The organism is Iodidimonas muriae, from assembly GCF_014647255.1.
GTDB classification, from domain to species: domain Bacteria; phylum Pseudomonadota; class Alphaproteobacteria; order Sphingomonadales; family Rhodothalassiaceae; genus Iodidimonas; species Iodidimonas muriae.
In genome coordinates this window covers 228229-247287 of the sequence record NZ_BMOV01000003.1, presented here as the reverse complement: position 1 = coordinate 247287, position 19059 = coordinate 228229, and the positions used below count along the sequence as shown (strand labels likewise).

Sequence of the window (19059 nt, the reverse complement as noted above, 5' to 3'; positions counted from 1 at the left end):
GCTGATGATCGTGCCGCACGCATATCAGGGAAAGCGGATCGGGGTGTTCGGCCTTGCACGCACCGGGCTGGCTGCTGTGCGGGCGCTTTTGGCTGCCGGTGCCCATGTGTGGGCATGGGATGATGATGTGGCGCGCAGAAAAGCGGTGCCGTGCCCCGCCATCGACCTTTATGGCGCGGATTTTTCCGGTCTGGATGCCTTGATGTTGGCCCCTGGTGTGCCGCTTCACCATCCGCAGCCCCATGCTCTTGTGCAAAAGGCGCGGGCGGCAGGGGTTCCCCTGATTGGCGATATGGATCTGTTCGATAGCGCGCGTCAGGACTTGCCAACGCATAAGCTGGTGGCGGTCACGGGCACCAATGGCAAATCCACCACCGTGGCCTTGATCCATCATATGGTGAAAGCCTGTGGGCGGCCTGCGGCCCTGGGCGGGAATATCGGTATTCCGGTACTGGATCTGGACCCTTTGCCCAAAGGCGGGGTGTATGTGTTTGAACTGTCATCCTTCCAATGCGACCTGACCCATAATCTGGATGCGGATGTGGCGGTGTTGCTCAATATGAGCCCCGATCATCTGGACCGACATGGGGATATGGCGGGCTATGTGGCGGCCAAGCGCCGTTTGTTCGAGATGCAATCTAAAGCGCATTTGGCAGTGATCGGTGTGGATGATGCCGCAGGCCGGCAGATGGCCAAAACCCTGCCGCAAAGCCTTGTACCGATTTCTGTCCGCGACGAACGAGTGGACGGGGTGGGCGTGACCCCTGATGGCCAGTTGGTGGAGCGCAAGGACGGGACGGCAAAGGCTGTGGGAAGCCTTCAAGGCCTTGCCACCTTGCGCGGCCGCCATAATTGGCAAAATGCCGCGGCCGCCTATGTGGTGGGACGGCGGCTTGGCTTTTCACCCAATGCCATCATGGCCGCCTTTGCGGATTTCCCCGGCCTTGCCCATCGCTGCGAAGTGTTGGGGCAAAAGGGGGATATTTTGGTGGTGAACGATTCCAAAGCCACCAATATGGAGGCCACTGCCACCGCTTTGGCGGCCTATGACAAAATTTTGTGGATTGCGGGCGGGCGCGCAAAATCCACCGATTTAAGCCCTTTGGCACAGTTTTTCCCGCATATACGCCATGCGTATCTGATTGGGGAAGCGGCCGCGGATTTTGCGAATGCTTTGGACGGTCATGTGCCTGTCACCCAGTGCGGGACGGTGGATGTGGCCAGCCAAAAGGCCATGGCCGATGCAAAACCCGGCGAAACCGTGCTGTTTTCGCCCGCCTGCGCCAGCTTCGACCAGTTCAGTGATTTTGAAGCGCGGGGCGAGGCATTTCGCACAGCCCTTGCGCCTTTCTTGTCGGGAGAACGCGCATGAGCCTTCTCTCACGTGCCGATGAAAGCCTTGTCGCCCGTTGGTGGTGGACCGTGGACCGTTGGTTGCTGGTGGCGGTGATTTTTCTTCTGGGGGCCGGACTGGTGCTGACCTTCGGAGCCAGTACGCCGGTTGCCGAGCGGCTGGGCCTGCCGGTATTTCATTTTGCCAAGCGTCAATTGGTGTTTCTGGCTTTGGGACTGGTGCTGATGATCACCGTCTCTCTGGCTTCGGTGAAAATGGTGCGGCGCGGGGCCATTGCGTTGTTTGCCCTTTGCCTTGTGCTGATGGTTGTTACCTTGTTGTTCGGGCCGGATTATAATGGCGCCACCCGTTGGGTGAATGTGGCAGGGTTCACGCTTCAGCCGGCAGAGTTTTTAAAGCCTGCTTTTGCCGTGGTTTCGGCATGGCTGTTTGCCGGTGCCATGGATGACAAGAGCTTCCCCGGCCGCCAGATCGCCAGTGGTTTGTTTGTTTTATGTGCCGGATTGCTGATTTTGCAGCCCGATATCGGCCAGACCATTTTGTTGGGCAGCGTATGGTCCATACAGATGATTTTGGCGGGCCTGCCGCTTTTATGGATCGGTGGCCTGTTGGTTCTGGGCATTGTCACGGTATTTCTGTGTTATTTGTTCGTCCCCCATGTGACCGAACGCTTTGATCGTTTTCTCGATCCTTCCAGCGGCGATACATATCAGGTGGATACGGCGCTGAATGCCTTTCGTGCCGGTGGATTGTTCGGGCGCGGGCCGGGCGAAGGGGCAGTGAAGAAAGTGCTGCCCGATGCCCATACGGATTATATCTTCGCCGTTGCCGGAGAAGAATTCGGGGCGCTTGTGTGCCTGATTATTGTGGGGGTGTTTGCCGTCATTGTGATGCGCGGGCTTGTGCGTTTGACGGAGGAAGAAGATCCCTTCATCGTTTTGGCCGCTGGCGGGTTGCTGTCGCTGTTTGGCCTGCAAGCCATGATCAATATCGGTGTGAATTTGGCGCTTTTGCCCTCCAAAGGCATGACCTTGCCGTTCATTTCCTATGGCGGGTCTTCCATGCTGGCTTTGGGCTTGAGCATGGGAATGGTGCTGGCGCTGACCCGTAAAAACCGCTTTGAAACCGGGCCGAGACTTCATACCAGCACAGTGCGGGGGCATTGGGCATGATGGTGACCGCAAAGCAGCCCATAAAGGTGATGATTGCCGCTGGCGGCACCGGTGGACATATGATGCCTGCCTATGCGCTGTCTTTGGAATTGCAAGACCGCGGACATATCACCCATCTGGTTACAGACAAGCGCGGCGCGGCCGTGCCGGGGCCATTGGCCGACCAACCGGTGCATATCCTTGATAGTGGCCGCATGACCGGCGGCTTGTGGGTGCGGGTGCGGGCCTTGGCGCGGATTGTCCGTAATATCAGGGTGGCGCGGCGACTTTTGCGTGAAGAGCGCCCCAATGCGGTGATCGGCTTTGGCGGATATCCGGCCCTGCCGACCTTGCTGGCGGCGCGGAGCTTGAAAATCCCCATTTGCCTTCATGAACAAAATGCGGTGCTGGGGCGGGTCAATCGTTTGATGGCCCCGATGGCCGAAGCCATTGGCCTGTCTTATCCCGATACGGAAAAGCTGTCGCGGGGCATGCGGGCTCGCACGGTGCTTACCGGCAATCCCGTGCGCAACGAGGTGGCAGCCTTGGCCGCCAAGCCTTATCCGGCGCTGGATGAAGATCATATGCTGCGGCTTTTGGTGGTGGGCGGAAGCCTTGGGGCGCGGGTGCTGTCCGATGTGGTGCCCGATGCCTTGGCGCTATTGCCCCCGCATTTGAAGAGCCGCCTTCAGGTCACACAACAATGCCGTGAAGAAGATCTGGAAAAGGTCCGCGCCCGTTATAAAGATGCGGGAATCGCGGCGGAACTGGCCAGCTTCATTGCCGATATGCCCGAACGTCTGATGTGGACCCATTTGGCCATTGCACGGGCCGGTGCCACCACCCTTGCGGAATTGATGTGCGGCGGGCGGCCTTCGATTTTGGTGCCGCTGCCCATCGCCACCGATGACCACCAGACCAAAAATGCCCGGCATTTGGCCGATCAGGGCGGCGGATGGCTGATGCCCGAAACGGATTTTACCCCGCAAACCCTTGCCAAACGCTTGCAAAGACTGGCGCTGGAGCCGGAACGCCTGCGGGTGGCGGCCCGGCGCGCCCATCAGCTTGGCCGTCCGCAAGCGGCAGAAACGCTGGCCGATTTGGTGGAAGAAATCGCCAGCATGCGCGGTGCTCGGCCCGATCAATCGGCATCGGGCAAAAGCGCGTCCCCTTTTGAAGTTTCCGACCAAGATGAGGCCATGTCATGAAATCCATCCCCTTCGACATTGGCGTGATCCATTTTGTCGGCATTGGCGGCATCGGCATGTCGGGCATTGCCGAAGTGATGCACAATCTGGGCTATCAGGTGCAGGGCAGCGATATTGCCGTAACCCCCAATGTGGAACGGTTGCGCGGCTTGGGGATTGTGGTGTCCATCGGCCACCATGCGGACAATCTGGGCGGGGCCGAGGTGCTGGTGATTTCTTCGGCGATCCGGCCCGATAATGCCGAATTGCTGGAGGCGCGTGATCGTCAGATCCCGGTGGTGCGCCGCGCTGAAATGCTCGCCGAGTTGATGCGCCTTAAATGGTGTGTTTCGGTGGCGGGCACCCATGGCAAAACCACCACAACGTCGCTTTGTGCTGCGGTTCTGGATGCGGGCAATTTCGATCCCACGGTGATCAATGGCGGCATCATCAATGCCTATGGCACCAATGCACGCTTGGGCGAAGGCAAATGGATGGTGGTAGAGGCCGACGAATCCGACGGCACATTTGTGAAGCTTCCGGCAACGCTGGCTGTGGTCACCAATATTGATCCCGAGCATTTGGATTTTTACGGGGATTTCGATACGGAACGGGCTGCCTTTCGCCAATTTATCGAGAATATCCCTTTTTATGGCGCGGCGATTTTGTGCATCGACCATCCGGAAGTGCAATCCTTGATGGCCGGTATTGTTGACCGCCGCATTGTCACCTATGGCTTTTCAAAGCAGGCCGATATTCGCGCCGTGGATCTGGAATTCTCCAAGGGTGGTGCGGATTTCGCTGTGGAGGTGATGGACCGTCATAGTGGTGAGGCACGCCGCATTGAAGGGCTGCGCCTGCCGATGCCGGGGCGGCACAATGTGCAAAACGCCCTTGCTGCTTTGTGCGTGGGTCTGGAAATGGGCCTCGATGACAAACATCTCGGTGCCGCCTTGTTGGGATTTCGCGGTGTGAAGCGGCGCTTCAGCCTGGTGGCCGAGGTGGGCGGCGTGACCATTGTTGATGATTATGGCCATCATCCGGTGGAAATTGCCGCTGTTTTGGGAGCCGCCCGCGAGGCTTATGATGGCCGGGTGATCGCCGTGGTGCAGCCGCACCGCTATAGCCGCCTTAAAAATCTGTTTGAGGATTTCTGCACCTGCTTCAATCAGGCCGACCATGTGATCGTGACGCCGGTTTATGAAGCCGGAGAAACACCCATTGAAGGGGCCATGGCCGATGATCTGGCCCGTGGTTTGAAAGCCCACGGACATCGCAGTGTCACTTTGATCGACGATGAAGCCGCATTGGCGCAGGCGGTGGCTTCAGTCGCCGAACCGGGCGATCTGGTGGTGTGTCTTGGGGCCGGGTCCATTACCCGTTGGGCGCATAATCTGCCCCAAAGCCTTGCGCCCTTGCTGAAAGACAGGGGGAGCACATGATGGCCGCACATGCCTCCTCCCATTGGACCGAGGATCTGCCTCCCTTGAAGGGGCGTCTGGAAGCGAATGTGCCTTTGGCACGTTATAGCTGGTTCCGCACAGGCGGTCCGGCAGAGCTGTTTTTTGAACCGGCAGATCAAGACGATCTCTGTGCCTTGCTGGGCACTCTTCCTGCGGATGTGCCGCTGACCGTTCTTGGGGTGGGCTCCAATATCTTGATCCGCGATGGCGGGGTGGACGGGCTTGTGATTCGCTTGGGCAAGGCCATGGGACAGATTGCCCGCGATGGCGATTGTCTGATGGTGGGCGCGGGTGCCTCTGATTTTGCGGTGGCCCATGCGGCCCGCGATTATGGTTTGTCGGGCTTGGAATTTTTGCGGGGTGTGCCCGGCTCGATCGGTGGGGCCGTGCGGATGAACGCCGGGGCTTATGGCGTTGAAATGGCCGATATACTGGTGGATGCCTGCATTATGGATCGCTTCGGGCATATCCGTAACGTGGCCTGTGCCGATCTGGATTTCAGCTATCGCCATAGCGGGTTAAGCGATCGGGATGTGGTTGTCAGCGCCCGCTTGCGCGGTGTGCCGGGTGACCGCGAACGGATCGAAGCGCGCATGGCCGAGATCAGCAAGGCACGGGAAGATGCGCAGCCTTTGCGCAGCCGTACGGGCGGTTCCACCTTTAAAAACCCGCCGGGGATGAAGGCGTGGGAACTGATTGACCGGGCAGGCTGTCGGGGCATGACATTGGGCGGCGCACAAATATCGGAAAAACATACAAATTTCCTGATCAACACCGGAACGGCCAGCTCTGGCGATCTGGAAGATTTGGGTGAAATGGTGCGGCAATGCGTGGCGGATCAATGCGGCGTAACGCTGGATTGGGAAATCCGCCGCATCGGCAAGCGTGCAGGAGGGGCCAGATGATCGGACCTTTTTCACGTACCGGCATGATCAAGGCTGTGGCGGCCTTGGTGCTTTTGGTCGTGGGGCTGGGGGCTTTCGGGCTTTATGGGCCGGTCCTGCGCAGCCAATGGGTGTTGTTCAGCAGCGAAGCACGCGAGAAACTGGGCCTGACGGTTCATAGTGTGGATGTGGAAGGGGCCGTCTTTACATCCGATGCGGCGCTGAATGAAGCCATTGGCGATCAGCGGGGGCGGGCCATGGATGCGGTGGCGCTGGATGCCATCAAGGCCCGCGTGGAAGCCATAAGCTGGGTAAAATCCGCTGAGGTAGAGCGCCAATTGCCCGACCGTATCCTGATCCGGCTTACCGAACGCACGCCTTTTGCCTTGTGGCAAAAGGATCGGGTTTTAAGCCTTGTGGACGATACGGGCGAAATTCTCACCCATGAAGATCTGGCCCGCTGGCGGCATCTGCCGTTGATCGTGGGCGCAGGTGCTCCCGAAGCGGCGCAGGCGATGCTCCATGTGCTTGATACAACGCCGGATCTGGCAAGCCAGGTGGATGCCTTGGTGCGGGTGGGGGCGCGGCGCTGGGATGTGAAAATGGCCAATAATATCCTTGTGCGCTTACCTGAGGATGGCCCTGAAAATGGCCCGGAGAGTGGCCTTGGGGAGGACGCACGCGCGGAAGGGGAGCAGGTGTGGAATTGCGCCAGGGCCTGGGCGTTTTTTGCGGCCCTTGAAAAGCAGCATCGGCTGATGACCCGCGATATTGCTTTGGTGGATTTGCGCCTTGCGGACCGGTTGGTTGTGCGCCTGACCCCGGAAGGTCGGGCATTGGGCTTGTCCAATGGGGATATCCTATGATCCGGGCCGGTTTCATAACAGCTTTGGCGGGGGGGGCTCGGCCATGACCTCTCAGCGACAGGGATTGATCGCGGCACTGGATGTGGGCAGCTCCAAAGTGGGGTGTTTCATTGCGCATAGAGGGGCTTCGGGCGAGCTTGATGTGCTTGGCTTGGGACATCGGGTGTGCCGGGGCGTGAAGGCCGGTGCGGTGGTGGATATTGCCGAGGCCGAGCGGGCTATCCGTGCTGCCGTGCAGCAAGCGGAAACCCTTGCGGGCGAAACCGTGGAAAGCGTTTTGGTGAGCCTGAGCGCCGGACAACTGGAATCGCAGGTCATCGAGGTGGATGTCTCCATTGATGGCCATCGGGTGGAAGAGGCGGATATCACCCGCGTGCTGCATGAAGCCCGTGCCAGTATCGATCCCGGTGATCGGGTGGTGATCCACGCTTTTCCGGCCTGTTTTGCCATTGATGGCTCTTATGGGGTGAAAGAACCGGTGGGCATGTTTGGCGATCGTTTGGCGGTGTCCATGCATGTGATCACGGCGGCTGCCGGACCGGTGCGGAATTTGGAAAGCGCCATTCAGCGCGCCCATCTTACCGTGGCTCGCTTTGTGGCAAGCCCTTACGCTTCTGCCCTTGCAACGCTTGTGGATGACGAGCGGGAATTGGGCGCGGCTGTTGTGGATATGGGAGCCGGTTCGACACAGATCGCCATTTTCGTAGGCGGTGCCTTGGTGCATGTGGATGTGATCCCGGTGGGGGCGGGCCATATCACGCAAGACATTGCGCGGGGTTTGTTGACGCCGGTGGACCATGCCGAGCGCTTGAAAACCTATTATGGCGCGGCGATGCAATCACCGACCGATGATCGGGAAATGATCGACGTGCCGCAATTGGGGGAAACCGGCCCGGCCGAAGATATCACCAGCCAATTGCCGCGTTCGGTGCTGACAGGGGTGATCCAGCCACGGATCGAGGAAACTCTGGAATTGGTGCGCGATTATCTGGAAGCGGGCGGCTTTGATGGCATTGGCGCGCGTCGGGTGGTGCTGACAGGCGGAGGCGCGCAAATGCCGGGCATCCGCGAACTGGCACAAACCATTTTGGGAAAGCAGGTGCGGATTGGGCGGCCATGTCGGGTGGTTGGCTTGGCCGATGCCACGGCCGGACCGGCCTTCGCCACCTGTACGGGGCTTTTATTATACGACCAGATGGCCCCTTTGGAACTGTCGGACGAACGCCAAACAGAGGCAAAGGAACAACCCAAAGGACGATTGGCGCGAATGGGGCGCTGGTTCAAAGAGAATTTCTAGAAACGAGACGCGACCGGAAGGGCAAGCCCGGCGCATATGCCTCCCGATTGGGGGATAAAAAGAGGAGAAGGCCAATGTCGATCGAACTGACCATGCCAGAATTGACCGAGCTTCAACCGCGCATCACTGTGATGGGTGTGGGGGGCGCTGGCGGCAATGCCGTGAACAATATGATCCGGTCCGAACTGCAAGGTGTAAGCTTTGTGGTTGCCAATACCGATGCACAGGCTTTGTCGCATAGTCTGTGCGATACGCGTATCCAGCTGGGCGTGGAAAGCACGCAGGGCTTGGGTGCAGGCTCTAAACCTGAAGTGGGTGAACAGGCAGCGGAAGAAACACTGGCACAGATCGAACAGCATCTGGATGGCTGTCATATGCTGTTTTTGGCCGCGGGCATGGGCGGTGGCACCGGCACCGGAGCCACACCGGTGATCGCCCGAAAAGCGCGTGAACGTGGCATCCTTACCATTGGGGTTGTGACAAAGCCGTTCAGCTTTGAAGGCAACCGCAGGATGAAATTCGCGCAAGCCGGTATCGCTGAATTGCAAGAAAGTGTCGATACGCTGATTATCATCCCCAATCAGAATTTGTTCCGCATCGCCACAGAGAAAACCACCTTTCAAGATGCTTTCTCCATGGCTGATGAAGTGCTCAATTCCGGGGTTCGCGGCATTACCGATCTGATGGTGATGCCCGGCCTTATCAATTTGGATTTTGCAGATGTGAAAACGGTGATGAGCGAAATGGGCAAGGCGATGATGGGCACCGGCGAAGCCGATGGCGACCGTCGTGCTGTGGAAGCTGCCGAAGCAGCCATTTCCAATCCTTTGCTGGATGAGGTGTCCTTGAAGGGCGCAAAGGGCGTGATCATCAATATCACCGGCGGTATGGACCTGACCTTGTTCGAGGTGGATGAAGCCGCCAAGCATATCCGCAGCCAAGTGGATGAAGATGCCAATATCATCGTCGGGTCGGCGTTTAATGAAGCATTGAACGGCCAGATCAGGGTGTCTGTTGTGGCCACAGGCATTGCAGGCGAAGATATGCAAAAGCCGGCAGATGCACAGCCCTCCAGTGCATCTGTTGTGAGCTTTTCGCGCAATACGCGGCCTCAAATCAATGGTGCTGTTTCTCAACCGCGTGCGGAAGCGGCCGTGGCGCGCGCTCTGGATGAAGAGCCGGTGCGAATCATGGAAGAGGATGATGCCCGCTTGGCAGCCCAGGATGCTGAAGAAGCGCTTGTGCTGGAAGCCCAGATTGGCAGTGAAACGGAAGTTCCGGCGCAGACGGACATGTCTCAGGATGCTGCTTTGGACGAGTCTGCCGCGATGGACAATGCGTCACTGGATGAAGCCGATGTGGAAGCGGTTGTGGCAAATGCGGATGTGTTTATCGCACCGGAGCCGCAAATCCCCAGCTCGGCGACAGATCCGGTGGGGGAACCGGATGTGTTTGCAAAAGCGGATTATGAAAATGCTGGCGAGCCTCAGGTGGAAAAAAGCCGCTCTCTGTTTCGGCGCATGACCTCTTTTGGCAATAAAGGCGGGGCGTCGGCCCAGTCTGTGGCGGATGCCCAGCTGAACGCCAAAACGGAAGAGGCGCAAAAAGACAAGCGCAAGCTGGATCGGTTACGCCCCGAAGACCGTCCGGTTCCGAGCAGTCGTTCGGAAAAGAAACTGGCAGAAGAGCAGTTGGAAATTCCGGCATTCTTGCGCCGCCAGATCAACTAGAAAGGCTCGATGGCCTTTTCTTGCTTGCCCCATGCCGTCATCGGGATGTCCCCGGTGACGGCATGTTCTTGTTTTGCACGCTTCTTAATAAAAGGGATCGTTATCCGATCCCAGAATCCGTACCAAAGCCCGAATGGAATTGCGCACACGCGGGTCACGAACCGCATTTAGTTCCTTTGCGGTCAGCACCACATCTTCCGATGTGACCGCCAGTGATTTGCTGGAAAAGGGCTGGTCGATTTCGGAAAAGAAATCCCCCACCGTGATGTTCAGTGCTTTTGCCAGAATATAAAGGCGCCCGGCGCTGATTCGATTGGTGCCATTTTCATATTTCTGCACCTGCTGATAGGAAATTCCCAAAGCCCGGGCCAATTCCTGTTGGGTCACACCACGCTGCTGGCGTCGATTCTTGATCGACAGCCCTACTTGCTGATCAACTCTGTTGGCCAATTCCCCTAGCGCCTCTCTGTCGGGCATGCTTGGCTCTCGTTGTTCCTCTTCAGTCACTCTCGTGCGCTCCCTGGTCCCCATAAGCGGTTTGGATCACGACAATCCCGGCCTTCACAAACACCGGTTCTTGGCATGCAATGTTCAATTTGAACGGATGCATTGCCGCAATTCCTGAAAATCGTGTTATAAGGCTATCAATCACTGTGTCTCTTTCGATGAGTAAAAATACTCATGGTAGAAAGAGGTACGATAGGACAACTCGGTGGACAAGTATAGATGCGATTTCTCAAAAAAGTATTGCAACTGAAGGGTGTGTTTCTGCGTTCCGTTCTGTCCGTTGGGCTGGTTGCAGCTTTAGCGGCTTGTTCCGGCAGCGAAAAAGACACCTATGTGGCGCGGGATGTGGATGTGCTTTACAGCATCGGCTATGACGGCTTGCAAAAGCGTCGCTGGAAAATGGCCGCCGCCGCCTTTGACGAGGTGGAACGCCAGCATCCCTATTCTGTATGGGCGCGTCAGGCGCAGCTGATGGGGGCTTATGCCCTTTATATGGATGATGAATATGATTCGGCCATTCTTGCGGCCGAACGGTTCTTGTCTTTGCATCCCGGCAATGAAAATGCAGCCTATGCCAACTATCTGATTGCCGTCAGCTATTATGAGCAGATCTCGGATGTGTACCGGGATCAACGGGTTACGGAGCAGGCAGCCCAGGCATTGACAGAAGTTGTGCGCCGTTATCCCGATAGTGAATATGCCCGCGATGCGGCCTTGAAACTGGACCTGGTTTATGACCAGCTTGCCGCGAAAGATATGGATGTGGGCCGCTTCTATTTGAAGCAAGAACAATATCTGGCCGCCATGGGGCGCTTCCAGAATGTGATCGACCGCTATGGCACCACCAGCCATGTTCCGGAAGCGCTCCATCGCATGGTGGAATGTTATACGGCCCTTGGTGTGGAGCGGGAAGCGCAGAAATACGCCGCTGTTTTGGGACACAACCATCCCGGCAGTAAGTGGTATCGCTATTCTTATGCCATGGTCACGGGTGAAGATCCTGATGCGCCACAAGAAAACCGTAGTTTTTTCGCGCGGATTTTCGGGAACTGAGGGCGGTGATCCTGTGAAAGGCGGCTTAGGGGCTCTGTCGTAATGCTGCTTGGCCTTACTATTTGCGATATTGTTTTGATCGAGCAGCTTTCCTTGTCCTTTTCCCAAGGGCTGACGGTGCTGACCGGTGAAACGGGGGCGGGGAAATCCATCCTTCTTGATTCGCTGGGGCTTGCCATCGGTGCGCGCGCCGATAGCGGGCTGGTGCGGCATGGGGCCAGCCGTGGTTCTGTGACGGCCAGTTTCGATCTGCCTGCCACCCATAAGGCGCGGGCATTCCTGCGCGACCAGGAAATCGGCAAAGAGACGGATTGCGCGGATGAGCCGGTGATTTTACGTCGGGTCATTCATGCGGATGGCGGCAGCCGGGCCTATGTCAATGACCAGATGATCTCTGTTTCCATGATGCGAAAATTGGGCGATCTGCTGGTAGAGGTGCATGGCCAGCATGATGATCGCGGTTTGCTGGATGTGTCTGGACATCGGGCCTTGCTGGATGCCTATGGGGGCCATGAAGGCCTCCGTGAGGCGGTGGCTAGCGCCTATGATGCGATGAAAGCCGCCAAGACCAGCCTGCATCAAGCGGAAGAGACTTTGGCGCAAGCGCAGGCCGGAGAAGATTATTTGCGCCATGCCTTGGAAGAACTGGATAAATTGGCCCCAGAAGCGGGCGAAGAAGCGGATTTGGCCGAACGTCGGGCGCTGATGATGCAGGGCGAACGCTTGGCGGGAACACTGGGGGATATCCAGACAGAATTAGAGGCCGATACCGGAGTCGAGGCACAGTTGCGTGGTGTGTTGCGGCGTCTTGAGCGGCTGGAGCCAGAAGTGCAGAGCCTTTTGCAGCCAGTGATCAGTGCTTTGGATCGGGCGGTGATCGAAGCCGCAGACGGAATGATGGCGTTGTCTGCCGTACAATCTGAGCTGGATTTCGATCCCGAGCAGGCGGAACAGGTGGAAGAGCGTTTGTTCGCTTTGCGCGCGGCGGGCCGGAAATATAAATGTGCGCCTGATGATCTGCCCGCATTGCGGATGAAATTTGCACAGGATGTGGCCTCTTTGGATCACAGTTCGGAAGGTATTGGCGAAAAACGCGCAGCTCTGGAACGCGCTCGCACAGTCCTTGCCGAGAAAATCGCGGATTTGCACAAGGCCCGAAAAGATGCGGCGCAAAAACTGGATGCGGCGGTGAATTCCGAATTGCCGCCTTTGAAGCTGGAAAAAGCCCGGTTTCGCACCCGCCTGGAGCCCTTGGCCCAAGAGCATTGGACGCGGGATGGCGGCGATCATGTGGCCTTCGAGATTTCCACCAATCCCGGCGCGCCTTTTGGCGGGCTGATCAAGGTGGCTTCAGGCGGTGAACTGGCCCGAGTGATTTTGGCGCTCAAGGTATCTTTGGCTAGCCGCAACAGTGCAGCAACGCTGGTTTTCGATGAGGTTGATCGGGGAATTGGCGGGGCGACCGCCGATGCGGTGGGTGAGCGTTTGGCGCGTTTGGCCCAACAGGCGCAAGTGCTGGTGGTGACCCATTCACCGCAAGTGGCGGCCCGGGGCGATTGTCATTTACAGATCAGCAAGGCCGATCGGGACGATGCACAAGGGCTTGTAACCCGGACAGATGTGGCACGTCTTGACCAAGAGGCGCGACAAGAGGAAATTGCACGTATGTTGTCGGGTGCGGAAATCACCGATGCAGCACGTGCGGCCGCATCCAGCCTGATGAAACAATCCGCCTGATCTCCAGGGCGTTCGTCTCATTTTCTAATAAAGCAGTGTTTTTATGTCGAAGCTCCCTTTGTTGCCGGTTGCGGTGGATGATCTTGATGAAAAACAAGCACGCCGCGAACTGGCACGTTTGGCGATGGAAATCGCCCATCATGACGCGCTTTATTATCAGAAAGACAAGCCCGCCATTTCCGATGCGGACTATGATGCGTTACGGCGCCGAAACGAACAAATAGAGGCGCGGTTTCCCCATCTGGTCCGCACCAATAGCCCGTCAAAACGGGTGGGGGCGGCGCCTTCGGAAAAATTTGAAAAATACCGTCATCAAAAGCCCATGTTGTCGCTTGACAATGCCTTTGATGAAAAGGATATGGCGGATTTTCTGGCGCGCATCAGGCGGTTTTTGAAGCTGGCCGATGAGGCGCCCATCAGCCTGACCGGCGAACCCAAGATCGATGGCCTGTCGGCATCCTTGCGCTATGAATATGGGCAATTGGTGGTGGGCGCCACCCGTGGCGACGGGACAGAAGGCGAGAATATCACCCGCAATATCCGCACGATCAGCGATATTCCCGAACGATTGGCGGGCGATGGCTGGCCTGATGTGGTGGAAATTCGCGGTGAAATTTATATGGCGAAATCGGATTTTTTCGCCCTCAATGAACGGCAGGAAAAGGCTGGGAAGGCCCCCTTTGCCAATCCACGCAATGCCGCCGCAGGGTCGGTGCGTCAGCTTGATCCCGCCATTACCAAATCGCGGCCTTTGCGGTTTTTCGCCTATGGGTGGGGCGATATGTCGGCTTTGCCGTTCAAGACGCAAATGGAGGCCTTGAAGCAGTTTGAACGCTGGGGATTCAAGATCAATCCCTATACGCAAACGCTGGATGATCTAGAGTCTGTATTGGAGCATTTTCGGGGGTTGGAGGCCAAACGGGCCAGCCTTGATTATGATATTGATGGCGTTGTTTATAAGGTGGACCGGCTGGATTTGCAGGATAAACTGGGGTTCATCAGCCGCAGCCCACGCTGGGCTATTGCCCATAAATTCCCCGCAGAAAAAGCCCAAACGCTTTTGATGGATGTGGACTTTCAGGTGGGACGCACCGGCGCCATTACTCCGGTGGCAAAATTGAAGCCGGTGACGGTGGGCGGCGTGGTGGTGCAAAAGGCAACGCTGCACAATAAAGACGAGATTGCCCGCCTTGGGGTGCGGATCGGCGATACGGTGATGATACAGCGCGCTGGCGATGTGATCCCGCAGATTTTGGGATTTGTGCCGGAATTGCGCCCTGATGATGCAAAGGCCATTCATTTCCCGGAAACCTGCCCCATTTGCGGCTCGGCTGTGGTGCGCGAAGGTGATGATGTGGTCATTCGTTGCACGGGTGGCTTGGTGTGCAAAGCGCAAAGGGGCGAGCGCTTGCGCCATTTTGTATCCCGTGATGCCATGGATATCGAAGGGCTGGGCGATAAGCAGATCAAGGCGTTTTTCGCCAAAGGCTTGATCGAAGGCCCTGAGGATATTTTCACGCTGGAAGACCGTAATAAAGATCTTCAGATCGAAAAGATGGATGGGTGGGGAGAGCAATCGGCGCAAAAACTGTTCGATGCCATCAGGGCGCGGCGTACAGTTTCCCTTGATCGCTTTTTATATGCCCTTGGTATTCGCCATGTGGGGCAAACCACCGCCAAGATATTGGCCCGCCGCTGGACATCTTTAAAGGCATTGCGCGGCTTGCTGGAAGGCGATCCGGGACAGGCCAAGGCGGAATTGAAGGCGGTGGATCAGATTGGTCCAAAGCTGGCTGAAAGCATCATCGATTTTTTCCATGAGCCCCATAATATCAAAGTGATCGATGGGCTTTTGGCAAATGTCACGGTGCTGGATATGGAAGATGTGCCGCAAGAGCCCGGCCCGCTTGCAGGCAAAACACTGGTGTTCACCGGCTCCTTGAAGCAATTGAAACGATCCGAGGCGAAGGCGCAGGCGGAAAGCTTCGGGGCAACTGTAACCGATTCCGTGTCAGCCAGGACAGACCTGTTGATTGCCGGTCCGGGCGCTGGATCGAAATTGAAAAAAGCGCAGAGTTTGGGAATCGACGTGATTGATGAAGAGGAATGGCTGGCCCGTATCGCCACCTTCTCTCCGGCCTAGATATAATTCATATGGGACGATATATTTTTTAGCCATGCGTTTTTTGCATGGCTATGGTGCTTTTAATGGCTCTACTATTGTGCAGTGCAAAACGTCACATGAGGGGGAACCAAGGTTACTCTTTCCATAGGAAATACAGATGTTTGCACAATTCGCACAATCCACCCGTGAGGCCGCTCAAGGCCTGTTTGGCCGCCATTATGGCTTTTTCGATCTGCTGACCGACAATGGTCAATTGACGGAACAGGCCACAGCCCAACTTTTGGCCTTTCAAAAGCCCCAAGCCCCCATTGTGACGGCTCCGGTTGCAATCGCACGGCAAGCCGCCTAAGCGATCTTGGCGCTATCCTTGCCTTGGGCCGGTGCCTTACGCATCAACAGGGTCGGCCAATCGCCGATCTGCAAACGCCCTTCACATAAAAATCCACGCGCCCGATAGGCATTGGCCACACGCCGTTCCTGCCGGGCCAGTAATCCCGCCAGAATCAGCCGCCCGCCCGGTGCCACGCCTTTTGCGATATCGGCGGCCATTTCCACAAGCGGTGCGGCCAGAATATTGGCGGTCATCAGATCAAAAGGGCCTGCCGATGTGATGGCGCGATGGCGCATCCCCGGCGCGGTCAGGGCCGCAAGGCCATAGCCCGCACGGTGATTATGCCGCCATGGAAAGTCGTTGATAACGGCGTTTTCCCGCGTGGTGACCATGGCAATGGGATCGATATCGCTGGCGAGCACGCCTTTGCGCCACAGACGCCCCATGGCCATGGCCAGAACCCCCGATCCACAGCCCAGATCCAGCATTGCTTGTGGCCGGTCGATTCGCCGGGCCAAGCGGTCCAGCATCAGCAAGCACCCCATTGTGGTGGCATGTTGGCCGGTGCCAAAGGCTTGCCCCGCTTCGATCTGCAAATTGATGCCGAAAGCCCGCCGGTTTTCTCGATCATGGCTGCCATGTACAAACAGTTTTCCCGCTGTCACCGGTGACAGCAGTTTCTGGCTTTCGCTGACCCAATCCCGATCTTCCAAAGCTTCGCACTGAATGTCTTCGGCTTGATGCCCGGTTTCATCCCGCCATGCGTCAAGAGCGGCGGCTAGCCTTGTCAGATCGGGTTTCGTGTCGAAATAGGCTTCGATTCGCCAGATATGGTCTTCAACCACTTCAAAGCTGGAAATGGTGGGGGGGCAGGCATCAAGGGCGAACACCTCTTCAAACAGAGTTTCAAGGGCGGGGGCCACTGCCATGGGGGCCGTGGTCCAGACATGCCAAGCGCTCATGCGGGCCTCACAAAGCTATCGATCACGCGTTTTTCTCCGGAATGCTCAAACATGACCACCAGCTTATTGCCATCCACCGACATAACCTCGCCATAGCCGAATTTGTCGTGAAACACCCGGTCTCCTTCGGCAAAGCGGGTGGCTTTGGCTTGCGGCAGACCGCTGCGTTCCACCCGGCCTTCGATGGGCTTGTTGCGTCTTGATTTGCGGATACGCTCGGCGCGGCCACCGCCCCAATCGGATTGTGTGCTGCGCCCTTCGTCCGCATGACGATTGCGGGCGCGTGCCCAACCCGGCCCACGGGCAGGTTCGGCGTCATAGCCTTGAAAGCCGCCCCATGCGCCGGATGCCATGCTGCCTTCCTGGCCGGAATAAAGCCCTTGGGCGTTTAATGTGTCCACATGCTTGGCGTCCAGATCTTCGATGAAGCGCGAAGGAAGGCTGCTTTGCCATTGCCCGAATATTTGCCGATTGGCGGCAAATAAAATGATGGCGTGCTTTTTGGCGCGGGTCAGGCCCACATAGGCAAGGCGGCGTTCTTCTTCCAAAGACTCAAGCCCCCCTTCATCGATGGCGCGCTGATTGGGAAAAACGCCTTCTTCCCAGCCGGGCAGGAACACATTATCGAATTCCAGTCCCTTGGCGGCGTGCAAGGTCATGATGGACAGCTTCTCGACGCCGGATGCTTCCTGATTTTCCATCACGAGGCTGATATGTTCCAGAAAACCGGGCAATGTATCGAAATCCCGCATGGCGCTGACCATTTCGCGCAGATTGTCCAGCCGCCCTTCGGCATCGGGGGATTTGTCTTTTTGCCACATCTCGATATAGCCGGAATCTTCCAAAATCTGTTCGGTCAGCGTTGGATGATCCAGATGATCCAGGTCTTGGCGCCAGCGGCGGAAGTCTTCCAAAAACAGCGCCAGCGACCGCCGCGCTTGCGGGCGTAATTCTTCTGAATCGGTAAGCATGGCGGCGGCGCGGCTCATGGGGATGTCTTCAAGCCGGGCAAGGCGGTTGATGGCCTGCATCGCGGCAGGGCCAAGGCCGCGCTTTGGCACATTCAAAATGCGTTCGAACGCCAGATCGTCATCGGGTTGCACCAGAACACGTAAATAGGCCAGTGCATCGCGGATTTCCGCCCGCTCATAAAAACGCGGCCCGCCCACCACACGATAGGGAATACCCAATGTGATCATGCGTTCTTCAAATTCGCGGGTTTGAAAGCCTGCACGTACCAAAACCGCCATTTCCGCAAGAGAATGGCCGCTTCTTTGCAGGGTTTCCACCCGGTCGCCCACGGTGCGGGCTTCTTCAAGGGCATCCCACACGCCGCATATGGTGATTTTGTCCCCGTTCCCCGCATCGGTCCATAAGGTTTTGCCAAGCCGTCCGGAATTGGCGGCGATCAGGGAGGAGGCCGCCCCCAGAATATGGCCGGTGGAGCGGTAATTCTGTTCCAGACGCACAATATGGGCGCCGGGAAAATCACTTTCAAAACGCAGGATATTGCCCACTTCCGCGCCGCGCCAGCCATAGATCGACTGGTCGTCATCCCCCACACAGCAAATGTTTCGCGGTTGGTCATCCGGGCGTTGGGCCAGCAGGCGCAGCCATAAATATTGCGCCACATTGGTGTCTTGATATTCGTCCACCAGCAACCGGCGATAGCGGTTTTGATAGCGCGTCAGAATATCTCCATGATGCTGGAAAATGGTGATCATATGCAAAAGCAGGTCACCAAAATCGCAGGCATTGAGCACTTTCAGCCGGGCCTGATATTGCGCGTATAGCTCTAATCCCTTGCCATCGGCGAAATTGAACCCTTCGCCTTGCGGCACACGATCAGGCGTGAGCGCCTTGTTTTTCCAACGGTCGATCAACCCTGCCAGCATCCGTGCGGGCCAGCGCTTTTCATCAATATCCGCCGCCTTGATCAATTGCTTGAGCAACCGGATCTGGTCGTCGGTATCAAGAATGGTGAAGCTGGATTTCAGGCCCACCAATTCTGCATGTTCGCGCAGCCAGCGTGCCGAAATGGAATGGAAGGTGCCAAGCGCCATGCCCGCGGCCGGACGGCCCAATAGCCGCTCCACCCGTTCGCGCATTTCCCGCGCCGCTTTATTGGTGAAGGTGACGGCCAGAACTTCGCCGGGATGGGCTTTGCCGGTGGCGATCATATGGGCGATGCGGGTTGTCAGCACCCGTGTTTTGCCGGTTCCTGCGCCTGCCAGCACCAGAACAGGGCCATCCAGCCGCTCCACAGCTTCGCGCTGGGCGGGATTTAGCCCGGAAAGCCAAGGGGCCTGTTGGGCGGGCGGTGTGGCCTTGGGGGCGGGGCCGACATCGGAAAAATCAAAGGGATCGGAATTCATGCGCCTTGTTTAATCTTTTGGCGGGGAAATGGCCACC

The 19059-nt window shown here is 57.4% G+C and carries 15 protein-coding genes; 12 read left to right on the top strand and 3 right to left on the bottom strand.

Going from position 1 to position 19059, the window contains the following annotated elements; translation table 11 throughout:
- Positions 1 to 4 precede the first annotated feature (4 nt).
- The 8 genes from murD (at position 5) to ftsZ (ending at position 9932) form a co-directional block, all read left to right on the top strand.
- Positions 5 to 1372 carry a UDP-N-acetylmuramoyl-L-alanine--D-glutamate ligase gene (gene murD, locus IEX96_RS06090; RefSeq protein WP_150004927.1) on the top strand — a complete coding sequence of 456 codons (1368 nt, stop codon included), beginning with the start codon at positions 5 to 7 and terminating at the stop codon, positions 1370 to 1372.
- Positions 1369 to 2526 carry a putative lipid II flippase FtsW gene (ftsW, locus tag IEX96_RS06085; RefSeq protein ID WP_150004928.1) on the top strand — a complete coding sequence of 386 codons (1158 nt, stop codon included), beginning with the start codon at positions 1369 to 1371 and terminating at the stop codon, positions 2524 to 2526. Before murD ends, ftsW begins: the two co-directional genes overlap by 4 nt.
- The gene (murG, locus tag IEX96_RS06080) at positions 2523 to 3713 is read left to right on the top strand and encodes an undecaprenyldiphospho-muramoylpentapeptide beta-N-acetylglucosaminyltransferase (protein ID WP_229773566.1); all 1191 of its coding nucleotides are present in this window, start codon (positions 2523 to 2525) and stop codon (positions 3711 to 3713) included. Before ftsW ends, murG begins: the two co-directional genes overlap by 4 nt.
- The gene (gene murC / locus IEX96_RS06075) at positions 3710 to 5134 is read left to right on the top strand and encodes a UDP-N-acetylmuramate--L-alanine ligase (protein ID WP_150004929.1); all 1425 of its coding nucleotides are present in this window, start codon (positions 3710 to 3712) and stop codon (positions 5132 to 5134) included. Before murG ends, murC begins: the two co-directional genes overlap by 4 nt.
- Complete coding sequence (gene murB, locus IEX96_RS06070; protein ID WP_150004930.1) at positions 5131 to 6060, top strand: UDP-N-acetylmuramate dehydrogenase; 930 nt, start codon at positions 5131 to 5133, stop codon at positions 6058 to 6060. Before murC ends, murB begins: the two co-directional genes overlap by 4 nt.
- Complete coding sequence (locus IEX96_RS06065; RefSeq protein ID WP_188873624.1) at positions 6057 to 6905, top strand: cell division protein FtsQ/DivIB; 849 nt, start codon at positions 6057 to 6059, stop codon at positions 6903 to 6905. The genes murB and IEX96_RS06065 overlap by 4 nt, the downstream gene beginning before the upstream one ends.
- A 43-nt stretch (positions 6906 to 6948) precedes the next feature.
- On the top strand, positions 6949 to 8202 hold the full coding sequence (gene ftsA, locus IEX96_RS06060) for a cell division protein FtsA (protein ID WP_188873623.1): 1254 nt from the start codon (positions 6949 to 6951) through the stop codon (positions 8200 to 8202).
- A 74-nt stretch (positions 8203 to 8276) separates the two neighbouring features.
- Positions 8277 to 9932: a cell division protein FtsZ gene (gene ftsZ / locus IEX96_RS06055; protein ID WP_150004932.1), complete on the top strand. Its 1656-nt coding sequence runs from the start codon at positions 8277 to 8279 to the stop codon at positions 9930 to 9932.
- An 84-nt stretch (positions 9933 to 10016) separates the two neighbouring features.
- On the opposite strand, the gene IEX96_RS06050 is transcribed toward ftsZ, so the two are convergent.
- A complete protein-coding gene (locus IEX96_RS06050; protein WP_188873622.1) occupies positions 10017 to 10409 on the bottom strand; it encodes a helix-turn-helix domain-containing protein in 393 nt (130 codons plus the stop codon).
- A 249-nt stretch (positions 10410 to 10658) separates the two neighbouring features.
- On the opposite strand from IEX96_RS06050, the gene IEX96_RS06045 reads away from it, so the two are divergent.
- The 4 genes from IEX96_RS06045 (at position 10659) to IEX96_RS06030 (ending at position 15703) form a co-directional block, all read left to right on the top strand.
- Complete coding sequence (locus IEX96_RS06045) at positions 10659 to 11492, top strand: outer membrane protein assembly factor BamD (RefSeq protein ID WP_150000856.1); 834 nt, start codon at positions 10659 to 10661, stop codon at positions 11490 to 11492.
- A 42-nt stretch (positions 11493 to 11534) separates the two neighbouring features.
- Complete coding sequence (recN, locus tag IEX96_RS06040; RefSeq protein ID WP_150004934.1) at positions 11535 to 13229, top strand: DNA repair protein RecN; 1695 nt, start codon at positions 11535 to 11537, stop codon at positions 13227 to 13229.
- A gap of 43 nt (positions 13230 to 13272) precedes the next feature.
- Positions 13273 to 15372, top strand: a complete 2100-nt coding sequence (gene ligA, locus IEX96_RS06035) for an NAD-dependent DNA ligase LigA (protein WP_188873621.1) — start codon at positions 13273 to 13275, stop codon at positions 15370 to 15372.
- A 139-nt stretch (positions 15373 to 15511) separates the two neighbouring features.
- Positions 15512 to 15703 (top strand): hypothetical protein, encoded by a 192-nt coding sequence (locus tag IEX96_RS06030; protein ID WP_150004935.1) that lies wholly within the window; start codon positions 15512 to 15514, stop codon positions 15701 to 15703.
- Here IEX96_RS06030 and IEX96_RS06025 read toward each other — a convergent pair.
- Positions 15700 to 16647, bottom strand: a complete 948-nt coding sequence (locus tag IEX96_RS06025) for a 50S ribosomal protein L11 methyltransferase (RefSeq protein ID WP_150004936.1) — start codon at positions 16645 to 16647, stop codon at positions 15700 to 15702. The genes IEX96_RS06030 and IEX96_RS06025 overlap by 4 nt on opposite strands.
- Positions 16644 to 19022 carry an ATP-dependent helicase gene (locus IEX96_RS06020; protein WP_188873620.1) on the bottom strand — a complete coding sequence of 793 codons (2379 nt, stop codon included), beginning with the start codon at positions 19020 to 19022 and terminating at the stop codon, positions 16644 to 16646. Before IEX96_RS06020 ends, IEX96_RS06025 begins: the two co-directional genes overlap by 4 nt.
- Positions 19023 to 19059 lie beyond the last annotated feature (37 nt).